Raw genomic sequence first — 13564 nt, forward strand, 5'->3', positions numbered from 1 at the left:
GCTGAGCGGGCTGCTCAGCCCGCTCAGTCCGCGCGGCTGCGGGTGCCGAGCAGCGCCGCGCCAATGATCATGGCTGCCGCCAGGCCCACGCTCCAGCTCAGGGCGCGGCCACTCACCACCATCAGCAGCGCGGTGGACAGCAGCGGCGTCAGGTAGCTCAGGATGCCGATGTGGCGCGCGTCGCCCAGCTTGAGCGCGCGGTCCCACAGGTAAAACGCCGCGCCCAGCGGCCCCAGGCCCATGGCCGCCAGCAGCAGCCAGTCGCGCACCGCCAGCGTGGCCGGCGGCTCCAGCAGCGCGTGGCAGGCCAGCGACAGCGGGCCCGAGATCAGCCCGAACAGGCCCACCGCGGCCGTGGGAAACGCCGCCACGCGCCGCGTCATCAGCGAGTAGCTGGCCCAGATCAGGGCCGAACCCAGCGCCAGCAGGTAACCCCAGGACCAGCCCCCGCCGTCGCCCTGCCGGGCCCCAAGAATGGCCACCGCCGCGCCGGCAAAGCCCAGCAGCGCCGCCACCACGTGCGCCGCATGCAGCCGCAGGCCGCGCAGGAACAGCGGCGCCAGCACCACGATGAACAGCGGCCACAGGTAGTTGACCAGGTTGGCCTCCACCGGCGGCGCGATGCGCAGCGCCATGAACAGCAGGAAGTGAAAGCCGAACAGGCCGTAGACGCCCAGCGCCAGCGTGCCCGGCGCGATGGCCCACAGCCGCGGCTGCCGCGCCACCAGCGGCCACGAGGGCAGGCTGCCGATCAGCAGCGCGATGCCCGTGAGCAGGAACGGCGGGACATGCCGCAGCGCCACCCCCAGGGATGCCAGCACGGCCCACAGCGCGATGGCGCCCAGGGCGTAGAGGTTGGCTTTGGCAGACGCAGACATGGCCTGAACTGTAAGCGCGCCGGTCGTCGCGCAGCACCGGTCTGTCGTCGCAGCCCGCTTGCGCCGCTGTTTTCAGATCAAAAGGGGCTGGAGTCCAGGACTGGCGGCCACTGTGTGCTACAAAAAGTGTAGCAAACGCGGCTCAGGCAGCGGCTCAGGCAGCGGCTCGGTCAGTGCGCCGGACCGCGCCGGCGCAGCGCGGCCGTGAGCGCCGAGGGCGAGCGGTAGCCGGTGCGGCGCGCCACCTCGGCCACCGCGAGGCCGGCCTGGCGCCACTGCAGCGCCTGGTCCAGCCGCAGGCCGCGCAGCCACTGCATGGGGCCGACGCCATGGACCTCGTGGCAGCGCAGCGCAAACTGGCTGGGGCTGAGCAGGGCGCGCTGCGCGAGGTCGGCCACGCTCAGCGGCTGGTCCAGCCGGGCCAGGGCCCAGGAGGTCAGCCGTGGCCAGTCAATGGCCCGGCGTGGCCGCCGCACAGGTGCGCCCGGCGGCGCCCAGCTTTCGAGCAGCAGCAGCGGGCCATGCTGGGCCGCCAGCGGCAGGCCCTGCCGCAGCGCGTGGGCGAGGTAGGCCGCGAGGGCGCGGGTTTGCTGGGGCCGCGCGGGGCTGGCGCTGCAGCGGGCCCAGGCGGGATGGGCGGTGTCGAGCACCAGGCACTGGCTGCCGCCCAGGGATTCAAAGTCGTGGCGCTCGCCCGGGGGCACCAGGCAGGCGTCACCGGCGCCGATGCGCCGGGCGCTGCCGGCCACCTCCAGATCGAGCACGCCCTGCAGGCCCACCAGAATCTGGAAATGGTCATGGCTGTGGCTGCCATGGGCGCCGCCGTAGTGGCGCAGGGACAGCGCGCTGGTCATGGCTGCGGCTGCAGGGAAGCCGCTCAGGCCGGGTTCAGGACCCCGTGGGCCTGTTCGTCGGCGTGGTAGCTGGAACGCACCATGGCGCCCACGGCGGCATGGGTGAAGCCCATCTTGTAGGCCTCGGCCTCGAACATCCTGAAGGTGTCGGGGTGCACATAGCGGCGCACCGGCAGGTGGCTCAGCGTGGGCGCGAGGTACTGGCCGATGGTCAGCATGTTGATGCCGTGGGCGCGCATGTCGCGCATCACGTCCAGGATTTCCTCGTCGGTCTCGCCCAGGCCCACCATCAGGCCGCTCTTGGTCGGCACATCGGGGAACAGCGCCTTGAATTTCTTCAGCAGGTTCAGGCTGAACTGGTAGTCCGAACCGGGGCGTGCCTCCTTGTACAGGCGCGGGATGGTTTCCAGGTTGTGGTTCATCACATCGGGTGGCGCGGCCTTGAGGATCTCCAGCGCGCGGTCGTCACGGCCGCGGAAGTCGGGCACCAGCACCTCGATCTGGGTGCCCGGCGAGAGCTCGCGCGTCTGGCGGATGCATTCCACAAAGTGGCCGGCGCCGCCGTCGCGCAGGTCGTCGCGGTCCACGCTGGTGATCACCACGTACTTGAGCTTGAGCCTGGCAATGGTTCGGGCCATGTTCGCGGGCTCGTTCACGTCCAGCGGGTCGGGGCGGCCATGGCCCACGTCGCAGAACGGGCAGCGGCGGGTGCACTTGTCACCCATGATCATGAACGTGGCCGTGCCCTTGCCGAAGCATTCGCCGATGTTGGGGCAGCTGGCCTCCTCGCACACCGTGTGCAGGTTGCTCTCGCGCAGGATCTGCTTGATCTCGTAGAAGCGCGTGGTGGGGCTGCCGGCCTTGACGCGGATCCACTCGGGCTTCTTGAGCACCGGCGCCTGCTCGACCTTGACCGGGATGCGCGACAGCTTGGCCGCGGCCTTCTGCTTGGCCAGCGGGTTGTAGGTTTCAGTGCTTTGCGCTTCGCGCACGGTGTCGGTGGTGGCCATGAATGTCCTCAAGGCGCCAGGCGGGTGATGAGCTGTTGGCCCAGCAGCCGGGCGGCTTCGTCCCAGGTGGTAGATACGCCGATTGTAGAAAGGTCCACGGTTTTCAGCCCCGCGTAGCCGCAGGGGTTGATGCGCGAGAAGGGTTCCAGGTCCATGGCCACATTGAGGGCCACGCCGTGGTAGGTGCAGTGGCGGCTGACCTTGATGCCCAAGGCGGCGATCTTGCCCAGCTCGATGCCGTTCGCCCTGAACCTGTCGAAGGGACCGAAACCCCGGTCATCCTGAGCCTGTGCAAGCACGGGCTGCGCGAGGGCGGGGATTCTGGCGTGCGAGAACGGGTCGTCCAGCCGCACGTAAATGCCCGGGGCGCCGGCCACGCGGTGGCCGGTCACGCCATAGTGCATCAGCGTGCGGATCACTGCCTCCTCGATGCGGTAGACATATTCCTTGACGTAGTAGCCCGCGCGGCGCAGGTCGATCAGCGGATACGCCACCACCTGGCCCGGGCCATGAAAGGTGACCTGGCCGCCCCGGTCGGTGGCGACCACGGGGATGGTGCCCGGGTTCAGGACATGGTCGCTCTTGCCCGCCAGCCCCTGTGTGTAGACGGGTTCGTGCTCACAAAGCCATAGCGCGTCGGGCGTGTCCGCGGTTCGCGTGGCGGTGAAGTCCTGCATGGCCTCGCAGGTTGCCAGATACTCCACTCGGCCCAGTACCTTCAAGGCCACCTCAGGTGTTCAGGGGATGGGTCATAACACCACCTTGACCATCGGGTGCGTGGACAGCGTGCGGTACAGCTCGTCGAGCTGCTCGCGGCTGGTGGCGGTGATGGTGATGGTGACGCCCAGGTACTTGCCGGCCTTGCTGTCGCGCAGCTCCACGCTGGCGGCGTCAAACGTCGGGTCGAACTGGCGGGCGATGGCGGTCACGGCGTGCACGAAGCCATCGGCGTTCACGCCCATGACCTTGACCGGAAACCGCGAGGGGTACTCGATCAGCGAGTCCTTGCGGGCGCCGCTGTCGGCGGGTGGGGCGGGAGGGGAGAGGGGGCGTTCGGTCATGCGGGGGCTTGCTGCTTGGCCCGCTGGTAGCCGGCATGCAGCTTCTGGTAGATGGGGCCGGGTTGGCCGTTTCCAACCGGCTGGCCGTCCAGCAGGGTGATGGGCAGCACCTCCTTGGTGGCTGACGACAGCATCAGCTCGTCGGCGCCGGCCACTTCGTCGCGGCTGATGCGGCGCAGCTCGAAGGGGATGCCGGCCTCGCGGCACAGGGTTTCGATCAGGCCGTAGCGGATGCCCTCGAGCACGAGGTGGTCGCGCGGCGGGCCCATGAGCTTGCCGTCCTTGACCACCCACACGTTGCAGGCAGCGCCTTCGCTCAGGAAGCCGTCGCGGAACATCACGGTCTCCACCGCGCCTTCGTCGGCGCTGATCTGGCGCGCGAACACCGCGCCCAGCAGGCTGGTGGCCTTGATGTGGGCTTTTTCCCAGCGGAAGTCGTCGGCGCTCACGCAGGCCACGCCGCGCTCGCGCTCCAGCGCCGTGGGCGGCTTCATGAGGTTGCTCATGGCGAACACGGTGGGCGTGAGGTTGGCCGGCATCACGTGGTCGCGCAGGGCCACGCCGCGGGTCAGCTGGATGTACACGAGCTGGTCGGTGGCTGACGCGTCAGCCCCGGCGGACCGGGCGTAGGCCGCGATCAGCTTCATCACGAGCTCGTGCCACTGCGCGTGGGTCAGGGGGTTGGCAATGCGCAAGGCGGCCAGGCTGCGGTCCAGCCGCGCCATGTGTTCGGCGAAGCGGAAGGGCTGGCCCGCATAGGCCGGCACGACTTCATAGACGCCATCGCCAAAAATGAAGCCGCGGTCCATCACGCTCACCTTGGCGTTGGGCAGCGTGGTGAATTCACCGTTGAGGTAGCAGGGAAGGTCGGGAAGTGGGGAGGTCATGGGTGGGATTGTCCCTCAGCGGCTGCGGTCCGCGCGCGGCGGCAGCTGCCGGGTTTCGCCAATCTTGAGCAGGAAGAAATCGTCGTCGGGCACGCCCTGGTCGCGCCTTGCCACGGCCAGGTCGCGCGGGGGCTGGTCCAGTGGCTCATCGGTGAGGTTGAAGGTGCCCCAGTGCACGCCCACGCTGCGCCGCGCGCCCAGGTCCTTGTGGATCTGCACGGCCTCGGCCGGGTTGATGTGCTGCTCCTTCATGAACCAGCGCGGTTCGTAGGCGCCCACGGCGAGCAGGGCCAGGTCGAAGCCGTCCGGCTGGCGCGGCTCGAAATGCCGGCGTGTGTCGTTGAAGTCCTGGCTGTAGCCGGTGTCGCCGCTGAAGTACCAGTGAAAGTCCGGGCCGAACACCGACCAGCCGCCCCACAGGGTCTGCAGCCGGTCATTGAAAGAACGCGCGGACCAGTGCTGCACCGGCGTGAAATGGAAGTCCACGCCCTGATGCGTGTGGTGCTGCCACCAGTCCAGTTCCACCACATGGGTCACGCCCAGTGCCGCCATCCAGGGCTTGAGCCCGAGCGGGACGAGGAACAGCGTGCCGCCGCCGGCGCGCCGGTTCAGGGCCAGCACGCTGTCGCGGTCAAGGTGGTCGTAGTGGTTGTGCGAGATCACCACCACGTCAATGGCGGGCAGGTCGGCCATCGCCACGCCGGGCGGCTGGGCCCGCTTGGGACCCGCGAACTGTACCGGCGAGGCGCGCTCGCTGAAGACCGGGTCGGTCAGCACGTTCAATCCACTGGCCTGGACCAGCATCGTGGCGTGCCCGATCCAGGTGATGGCGGGTCGCATGGCGTGGCCCGTCGCGGCATTGCTCTTCAGGAAGGGCAGGTCGGGCGCTACGGTGGCGGTCGGCACCTGCGGGGGCCGGGGCAGGCCCTGGCGCATCGCTTCCCAGCGCCAGCGCAGCAGGTCGGCCAGGGGCTTGTCGACGGCCGTGCTGTAGTTGTTGCGGAACCCGCTGGGCGTGTGGTGGGGTCTGGAGGGGTTGTAGTAGGGATTCATCGGGGCGCAGGCTCCAAGCAGCAGGGCGACCGCCAGGGCCAGCCCTGTGCCCGGTCGCCGCCCGGGGCTCATCCGAGCAGCAGCACCGCGGCGATGGCGGCCCAGCCCAGGCTCAGGTTGATCTTGGCCAGCAGCACCACCTGCGCGATGCGCCGGCCGCCCTCGGGCCAGTCGGCGGCGGCCACGGCCTGTTTGAGCCGGCGAAACGGGGCAAAGTACAGGTGGGCAAAAATCAGCATCATCAGCAGGCCCAGGCCCATCATCAGGTGCCAGCCCAGCGGCGCGGCCTTCATGCCCACGGCCAGCAGCATGGGCAGGCCGGTGGCCAGCAGCACCGCAATGCAGATCCACACCATCACAAAAAAGCGCCCGAGCACGGCGGTCATGAGCGGCAACCGCACGGCGGGCTCCAGCCGGGCCTGGACGGCGGGGCGCAAGGCCAGCATCAGAAAGGCCATGCCACCCATCCAGAGGATGGCGGCAACCAGGTGAAACAGCTTGGGGAGGTGGGCCATGAGGGTCACAGAAGGAAGGGTCGGCCATTGTGACGCTGCACGCAAAACACCTTTGACACCACGGGGTACCCGACTAGCGGACTCGAAATGGCGGAACGCTGCGGGTTTTTACTTATAATCAATGGCTTTGCGGAAATTCCGGGGCTGCAATCGGGGCGTCACATCCAATGAAAACAATCGCTCCCATTCCCGAAACAGATGCAGGCGAACCTGAAGAGTTCAAGCCACTGACCGCCGAGCAGGCGCGCCAGTTGCGGGAACAGAACCCGCCGGTTTCCCCCTGGTGGGTGGTCGCGGGACAGGTTGTGGTGGGGCTCGTGGTGGCGTTGGCCGCCTGGGCGATCACCGGGAGGCAAAACACAGGTTGGTCTGCCGGGTACGGCGCGCTGGCAACGGTAGTTCCCGCTGCGGTGTTCGCGCGGGGCCTGACGGGCCGGTTTGCTTCCCTGAACCCGGCCACCGCGGTGTTTGGGTTCTTCCTGTGGGAAATGGTCAAGTTGGCCTTGACGGTGGCAATGCTGATTGCCGCGCCGAGGCTGGTTCCGTCGCTGAGCTGGCCGGCAATGCTGGTGGGCCTGGTGGTGACAATGAAGGTGTACTGGCTCGTGCTCATGTTCGCGGCCAGATTCCGAAAAACTGAGAAGCGAGCGAACTGATGGCTGCTGAAAACGCTGCTGAACATGGTGGTCAGACCGCCGGTGAATACATCGTTCACCACCTGACGCATTGGCGCAACAAGGAACTTGTTGGCCCGTTTGACCTGTCGGTCATCAACATTGACTCGACCATCTTCACCATCCTGCTCGGGGTGATCGGTTGCTGGCTGCTCTGGAAGGCGGCCCGCAAGGCCACATCGGGCGTGCCCGGGCGTTTCCAGGCCGCGGTTGAAATCCTGGTTGAAATGGTCGACGCGCAGGCCAAGGGCATCGTGCACAACGCCAACAGCCGCAAGCTCGTGGCGCCGCTGGCCCTGACGGTGTTTGTCTGGATCTTCTTGCTCAACGCCATGGACTTGCTGCCCGTGGACTTCCTGCCCTGGATCTGGGGCCTGGTTTACGGTGCCGCGGGCCACGACCCGCACCATGCCTACCTGCGCGTGGTTCCCACGGCCGACCTGTCCATCACCATGGGCCTGTCGCTGGGCGTGCTGGTCACCTGCCTGATCTACAACGTCAAGATCAAGGGCGTGGGCGGCTGGATCCACGAGCTGTTCACGGCGCCGTTTGGCAACCACCCGTTGCTGTACCCTTTCAATTTCCTCATGCAGGTCATCGAGTTCGTCGCCAAGACGGTGTCGCATGGCATGCGGTTGTTCGGCAACATGTACGCCGGTGAGCTGATCTTCCTGCTGATCGCCCTGATGGGCGGCGCCTGGTCGCTGTCGGCCACGGGCATCGGCCTGGCCATCGGCCACATCATTGCGGGTTCGGCGTGGGCCATCTTCCACATCCTGATCATCACGCTGCAGGCGTTCGTGTTCATGATGCTGACGCTGGTGTACATCGGCCAGGCCCACGACAGCCACTGATCCGTTTTCTTTTTGTTTTTTCTCTCGTTAACCAAAGTCCTTTAGGAGTCATCATGGAAGTTATCAGCTTTGTTGCACTGGCCGCCGGCCTGATCATCGGCCTGGGTGCTGTCGGCGCCTGTATCGGCATCGGCATCATGGGCAGCAAGTACCTCGAGTCCGCCGCTCGCCAGCCCGAACTGATGGGCGAACTGCAGACCAAGATGTTCCTGCTCGCTGGCCTGATTGACGCTGCTTTCATTATCGGCACCGGTATTGCCCTGTGGTTCGCCACGGCCAACCCGTTCCTGGCGCAGATCGCCAACCTGCCGAAGTAAGCGTCCGCCGGACCAACGTCATGCTTTGGCGCGTTTCGCGCCGGGGCGAAGGATGAAAAAGTGAGCATTACCGGTACCCTGATCATTCAGATGATCGTGTTCCTGATCCTTGTCGGGTTCACGATGAAATTCGTGTGGCCCCCCATTGCCGCTGCGCTCGACGAGCGTGCGGGCAAGATCGCCGACGGCCTTGCCGCCGCCGACAAGGCCAAGGCCGAACTTTCATCCGCCAACAAACGGGTTGAGGACGAACTGGCCAGGTCACGCAACGAGACCGCCGCGCGCCTGGCCGATGCCGAGCGTCGTGCCCAGGCCATCATCGAGGAAGCCAAGGCCCGCGCCACCGAGGAGGGCAGCAAGATTGTTGCCGCCGCCAAGGCGGAAGCCGAGCAGCAGGCGGTCAAGGCCCGCGAGACCCTGCGCGAGCAGGTGGCCGCGCTGGCCGTCAAGGGTGCCGAGCAGATTCTCCGCAAGGAAGTCAACGCCGGTGTCCATGCGGATCTGCTGAACCGCCTGAAGACCGAGCTGTAAGAGGACACCATGGCCGAACTCGCCACCATCGCCCGCCCTTACGCCGAAGCGCTGTACCAGTCCACCCGGGCCGACCTCAACGCGGCCGCCGGCTGGGTCGAGGCACTGGCTGCCGTGGCTGCCAATGCGCAGTTGCTGCAATTCGCCGGCAATCCCAAGGTCACCGACCAGCAGGTCTTCGACGTCATCAGCGGGGTGGTGAAGGCCGCCTTGCCTGACAACGCGAAGAACTTCCTGCGCACCGTGATCGAAAACGGCCGTCTGGATGCGTTGCCCGAGATCGCGGCCCAGTTCCGCGCGCTCAAGAACGCACAGAGCGGTTCGTCGGATGCGGTGGTCTACAGCGCTTTCCCGATCGATGGCGCGGCGCTGGCCGATGTGTCCTCGGCGCTTGAAAAGCGCTTTGGCCGCAAGCTGAACGTCAAGGTCGAACTCGACGCCGCCCTGATTGGCGGCATTCGCGTGGTGGTGGGCGACGAGGTGCTGGACACCTCGGTCAAGGCCCGTCTCGAACAAATGAAAACGGCGCTGACCGCATAAGCGGGCAGCTAACTAAAGAAAGAAGGAAAGAGTCATGCAACTCAATCCCGCAGAAATTTCTGAACTGATCAAGAGCCGCATTGAAGGGCTGTCCGCCAGCGCCGACATTCGCAACCAGGGCACCGTGGTGTCCGTGACCGACGGCATCGTGCGCATCCATGGCCTGTCCGACGTGATGCAGGGCGAAATGCTCGAATTCCCGGCCACCGCCGACGGCACCCCCACCTACGGCCTGGCACTGAACCTCGAGCGCGACTCGGTGGGCTCGGTGATTCTGGGTGAATACGAGCACATCTCCGAAGGCGACACCGTGAAGTGCACGGGCCGCATTCTGGAAGTGCCGGTCGGCCCCGAGCTGATTGGCCGCGTGGTCAACGCGCTGGGCCAGCCCATTGACGGCAAGGGCCCGATCAACGCCAAGATGACCGACGTGATCGAAAAGGTCGCGCCGGGCGTGATCGCCCGCAAGTCGGTGGACCAGCCCATGCAGACCGGCCTGAAGTCGATCGACTCCATGGTGCCCGTTGGCCGTGGCCAGCGCGAGCTGATCATTGGCGACCGCCAGACCGGCAAGACCGCCGTGGCCATCGACGCCATCATCAACCAGAAGGGTCAGAACATGACCTGCGTGTACGTCGCGATCGGACAGAAGGCTTCTTCCGTCAAGAACGTCGTGCGTGCGCTGGAGCAGTCCGGCGCGATGGAATACACCATTGTCGTGGCGGCCACCGCTTCTGAATCTGCTGCCATGCAGTACGTGTCGGCCTACTCCGGCTGCACCATGGGCGAATACTTCCGCGACCGCGGCCAGGACGCCCTGATTGTGTATGACGACCTGTCCAAGCAGGCCGTGGCCTATCGCCAGGTCTCGCTGCTGCTGCGCCGCCCGCCGGGCCGTGAAGCCTACCCCGGCGACGTGTTCTATCTGCACAGCCGCCTGCTGGAACGCGCAGCGCGCGTGAATGCCGAATACGTTGAAGCCTTCACCAAGGGTGAAGTCAAGGGCAAGACCGGTTCGCTGACGGCACTGCCCATCATCGAAACGCAGGCCGGTGACGTGTCCGCTTTCGTGCCCACCAACGTGATCTCGATCACCGACGGCCAGATCTTCCTGGAGACCAGCCTGTTCAACGCCGGCATCCGCCCCGCCATCAACGCCGGTATCTCGGTGTCGCGCGTGGGTTCGGCAGCACAGACCAAGGTCATCAAGGGACAGTCCGGCGGTATCCGTACCGACCTGGCCCAGTACCGTGAGCTGGCTGCGTTCGCGCAGTTCGCCTCCGACCTGGACGAAGCCACCCGCAAGCAGCTGGACCGCGGTGCCCGCGTGACCGAACTGCTCAAGCAGGCCCAGTACAGCCCGCTGTCCATCAGCCTGATGGGCGCCTCGCTGTTCGCCGTGAACAAGGGCTTCATGGACGACGTCGACGTCAAGAAGGTGCTGTCGTTCGAACACGGCCTGCACGCCTGGCTCAAGGACAAGCACGCAGCGCTGCTGTCAAAGATCGACACCAGCAAGGCGCTGGACAAGGAAGCCGAGGCTGAATTGATGGACGCCGTCGGTGCGTTCAAGAAGTCGTTTGCCTGATCTGCACCCACGCAACCAGGAGCACTAGATGGCAGCAGGCAAGGAACTACGCACCAAGATCAAATCGGTGGAAAACACCAAGAAGATCACCAAGGCCATGGAAATGATTTCCGTGTCCAAGATGCGCAAGGCGCAGGAGCGTGTGCGCGCGGCCCGTCCTTTCAGCGAAAAGATCCGCAACATCGCCAGCAACCTCGGCAAGGCCAACCCGGAGTACGTGCACACCTTCATGAAGAACAACGACGGCAAGTCGGTGGGCTTCATCGTGGTGACCACGGACAAGGGCCTGTGCGGCGGGCTGAACACCAACCTGCTGCGCGCCGTCACGACCAAGCTGCGTGAAACGCAGGCAGCCGGCAAGACGATTTCCGCGGTGGCCATTGGCGGCAAGGGCCTGGGTTTTCTCAACCGCCTGGGCGCCCGTGTGGTGTCGCATGTGACGCAACTGGGCGACCGCCCGCATCTGGACCGCCTGATTGGCCCGGTCAAGGTGCTGCTGGACCTGTATGCCCAGGGCGAAGTCAGCGAGGTCTACCTCTGCTACAACAACTTCGTCAGCACCATGAGCCAGGTGCCGACCCTGCACCGCCTGCTGCCCCTGTCGGCCGAAGCCATGCATGCCGAAAGCAAGGCCAGTGGCACGCAGCACGGCTGGGACTACATCTACGAACCGGACGCGCAGACCGTCATTGACGACCTGCTGGTGCGCTATGTGGAAGCACTGGTGTACCAGGCCCTGGCCGAGAACATGGCGTCCGAGCATGCGGCCCGCATGGTGGCCATGAAGGCCGCGACTGACAATGCCGGGAACGTGATCGGCGAGCTGAAGCTGATCTACAACAAGACCCGCCAGGCCGCAATTACCACGGAACTGTCCGAAATCGTGTCCGGCGCAGCGGCGATCAGCGGCTGATCGCCCAGCGCCCGCGCACCCCAGATTCAAATTTACCGGAGCAAAAGAAATGGCTCAAGCCCAAGGCAAGATTGTTCAATGTATTGGCGCCGTGGTGGACGTGGAATTTCCACGCGACCAGATGCCCAAGGTGTATGACGCCCTGAAGATGGAAGGCGGCAAGCTGACCCTCGAGGTGCAGCAGCAGCTCGGCGACGGCGTGGTGCGCACCATTGCGCTCGGCTCCTCCGACGGTCTGCGCCGCGGCGTGATGGTGACCAACACCGGCAACCCCATCACGGTGCCGGTCGGCAAGGCCACCCTGGGCCGCATCATGGACGTGCTGGGCAACCCGATCGACGAGCGCGGCCCCGTGTCGGCCGAGCTGTCGGCTTCGATCCACCGCAAGGCCCCCACCTATGACGAGCTGAGCCCGTCGCAGGAACTGCTGGAAACCGGCATCAAGGTGATCGACCTGATCTGCCCGTTCGCCAAGGGCGGCAAGGTGGGCCTGTTCGGCGGCGCCGGCGTGGGCAAGACCGTGAACATGATGGAACTGATCAACAACATCGCCAAGGCCCACTCCGGCCTGTCGGTGTTCGCCGGCGTGGGTGAGCGCACCCGCGAAGGCAATGACTTCTACCATGAGATGGCCGACTCCAAGGTGGTGGACCTCGAGAACCTCGAGAACTCCAAGGTGGCCATGGTCTACGGCCAGATGAACGAACCCCCGGGCAACCGCCTGCGCGTGGCCCTGACCGGCCTGACCATCGCCGAGTCGTTCCGCGACGAAGGCCGCGACGTGCTGTTCTTCGTGGACAACATCTACCGCTATACGCTGGCCGGCACCGAAGTGTCCGCCCTGCTGGGCCGCATGCCTTCCGCCGTGGGCTACCAGCCCACGCTGGCCGAGGAAATGGGCCGCCTGCAAGAGCGCATCACCTCCACCAAGGTCGGCTCGATCACCTCCATCCAGGCCGTGTACGTGCCTGCCGATGACTTGACCGACCCGTCGCCTGCCACCACCTTCGCCCACCTGGATTCCACCGTGGTGCTGAGCCGTGACATCGCCTCGCTGGGCATTTACCCCGCCGTGGACCCGCTGGACTCCACCAGCCGCCAGCTCGACCCGCTGGTCGTCGGTGAAGACCACTACGCCACGGCCCGCGCCGTGCAGGGCACGCTGCAGCGCTACCGCGAACTGCGCGACATCATCGCGATCATGGGCATGGACGACCTGGCCCCTGAAGACAAGCTGGCCGTGGCCCGCGCCCGCAAGATCCAGCGTTTCCTGAGCCAGCCGTTCCACGTGGCCGAAGTGTTCACGGGTTCGCCCGGCAAGTACGTGCCGCTGGCCGAGACCATTCGCGGCTTCAAGATGATCGTCAACGGCGAAGCCGATCATCTGCCCGAGCAGGCCTTCTACATGGTCGGCACCATCGACGAGGCCTTCGAGAAGGCCAAGAAGGCCTAAGCCATGGACAGCACGCACACCATCCATGTCGACGTGGTCAGTGCCGAAGCGTCGATTTTCTCCGGCGAGGCCCGCTTCGTGGCCCTGCCCGGTGAAGCCGGCGAGCTGGGCATCTATCCACGTCACACGCCGCTGATCACGCGCATCCGGCCGGGCTCTGTGCGCATTGAAATGGCCGATGGTCGCGAAGAATTCGTGTTCGTCGCCGGTGGCATCCTTGAAGTGCAGCCCAACTGCGTGACCGTGCTGTCCGACACCGCCATTCGCGGCAAGGACCTCGACGAGGAAAAGGCCAATGCCGCCAAGGCCGCGGCCGAGGAAGCACTGCGCAACGCCAAGGGCGAGCTCGATGTCGCCAAGGCCCAGTCCGAACTGGCCGTCATGGCCGCGCAGATTGCCGCCTTGCGCAAGTTCCGCCAGAAAAAATAACGCCCGC

Annotated in this window: 17 protein-coding genes; 9 read left to right on the plus strand and 8 right to left on the minus strand. The window is 65.9% G+C overall.

The features are described from left to right. Positions 1–23 precede the first annotated feature (23 nt). The 8 genes from KF796_04315 to KF796_04350 form a co-directional block, all read right to left on the minus strand. Positions 24–878 carry a DMT family transporter gene (locus tag KF796_04315; GenBank protein MBX3585847.1) on the minus strand — a complete coding sequence of 285 codons (855 nt, stop codon included), beginning with the start codon at positions 876–878 and terminating at the stop codon, positions 24–26. 170 nt (positions 879–1048) lie between these two features. Continuing rightward, a complete protein-coding gene (locus KF796_04320; protein MBX3585848.1) occupies positions 1049–1732 on the minus strand; it encodes a helix-turn-helix domain-containing protein in 684 nt (227 codons plus the stop codon). A gap of 23 nt (positions 1733–1755) precedes the next feature. Continuing rightward, positions 1756–2742 carry a lipoyl synthase gene (gene lipA / locus KF796_04325; protein ID MBX3585849.1) on the minus strand — a complete coding sequence of 329 codons (987 nt, stop codon included), beginning with the start codon at positions 2740–2742 and terminating at the stop codon, positions 1756–1758. 8 nt (positions 2743–2750) lie between these two features. Then, positions 2751–3470 carry a lipoyl(octanoyl) transferase LipB gene (gene lipB / locus KF796_04330; protein ID MBX3585850.1) on the minus strand — a complete coding sequence of 240 codons (720 nt, stop codon included), beginning with the start codon at positions 3468–3470 and terminating at the stop codon, positions 2751–2753. Between the two features lie 21 nt (positions 3471–3491). After that, a complete protein-coding gene (locus KF796_04335; GenBank protein MBX3585851.1) occupies positions 3492–3803 on the minus strand; it encodes a DUF493 family protein in 312 nt (103 codons plus the stop codon). Then, entirely contained in the window at positions 3800–4690 is an 891-nt protein-coding gene (locus KF796_04340) for a D-amino acid aminotransferase (protein ID MBX3585852.1), read from the minus strand. The genes KF796_04335 and KF796_04340 overlap by 4 nt, the downstream gene beginning before the upstream one ends. Before the next feature lie 15 nt (positions 4691–4705). Continuing rightward, positions 4706–5815 carry an MBL fold metallo-hydrolase gene (locus tag KF796_04345; GenBank protein MBX3585853.1) on the minus strand — a complete coding sequence of 370 codons (1110 nt, stop codon included), beginning with the start codon at positions 5813–5815 and terminating at the stop codon, positions 4706–4708. Next, positions 5812–6258, minus strand: a complete 447-nt coding sequence (locus KF796_04350) for a CopD family protein (protein ID MBX3585854.1) — start codon at positions 6256–6258, stop codon at positions 5812–5814. Before KF796_04350 ends, KF796_04345 begins: the two co-directional genes overlap by 4 nt. A gap of 167 nt (positions 6259–6425) precedes the next feature. On the opposite strand from KF796_04350, the gene KF796_04355 reads away from it, so the two are divergent. From KF796_04355 to KF796_04395, 9 genes are read left to right on the plus strand one after another with little or no spacing between them, the layout of a single operon-like run. Beyond that, a complete protein-coding gene (locus KF796_04355; GenBank protein MBX3585855.1) occupies positions 6426–6914 on the plus strand; it encodes an ATP synthase subunit I in 489 nt (162 codons plus the stop codon). Beyond that, positions 6914–7786, plus strand: coding sequence for a F0F1 ATP synthase subunit A (gene atpB / locus KF796_04360; protein MBX3585856.1), 873 nt, complete (start codon positions 6914–6916; stop codon positions 7784–7786). Before KF796_04355 ends, atpB begins: the two co-directional genes overlap by 1 nt. A 50-nt stretch (positions 7787–7836) precedes the next feature. Further along, positions 7837–8103: a F0F1 ATP synthase subunit C gene (gene atpE, locus KF796_04365; protein ID MBX3585857.1), complete on the plus strand. Its 267-nt coding sequence runs from the start codon at positions 7837–7839 to the stop codon at positions 8101–8103. 60 nt (positions 8104–8163) lie between these two features. Continuing rightward, complete coding sequence (locus tag KF796_04370) at positions 8164–8634, plus strand: F0F1 ATP synthase subunit B (GenBank protein MBX3585858.1); 471 nt, start codon at positions 8164–8166, stop codon at positions 8632–8634. Positions 8635–8643: 9 nt separating this feature from the next. Further along, positions 8644–9174, plus strand: a complete 531-nt coding sequence (locus KF796_04375) for a F0F1 ATP synthase subunit delta (protein ID MBX3585859.1) — start codon at positions 8644–8646, stop codon at positions 9172–9174. 34 nt (positions 9175–9208) lie between these two features. Next, positions 9209–10762, plus strand: a complete 1554-nt coding sequence (gene atpA / locus KF796_04380) for a F0F1 ATP synthase subunit alpha (protein ID MBX3585860.1) — start codon at positions 9209–9211, stop codon at positions 10760–10762. A 28-nt stretch (positions 10763–10790) separates the two neighbouring features. After that, complete coding sequence (gene atpG / locus KF796_04385) at positions 10791–11675, plus strand: F0F1 ATP synthase subunit gamma (GenBank protein MBX3585861.1); 885 nt, start codon at positions 10791–10793, stop codon at positions 11673–11675. A 49-nt stretch (positions 11676–11724) separates the two neighbouring features. Continuing rightward, a complete protein-coding gene (atpD, locus tag KF796_04390) occupies positions 11725–13128 on the plus strand; it encodes a F0F1 ATP synthase subunit beta (GenBank protein MBX3585862.1) in 1404 nt (467 codons plus the stop codon). A gap of 3 nt (positions 13129–13131) precedes the next feature. After that, positions 13132–13557, plus strand: a complete 426-nt coding sequence (locus tag KF796_04395; protein MBX3585863.1) for a F0F1 ATP synthase subunit epsilon — start codon at positions 13132–13134, stop codon at positions 13555–13557. Positions 13558–13564 lie beyond the last annotated feature (7 nt).

The organism is Ramlibacter sp. (assembly GCA_019635435.1).
Taxonomy (GTDB): domain Bacteria; phylum Pseudomonadota; class Gammaproteobacteria; order Burkholderiales; family Burkholderiaceae_C; genus JAHBZM01.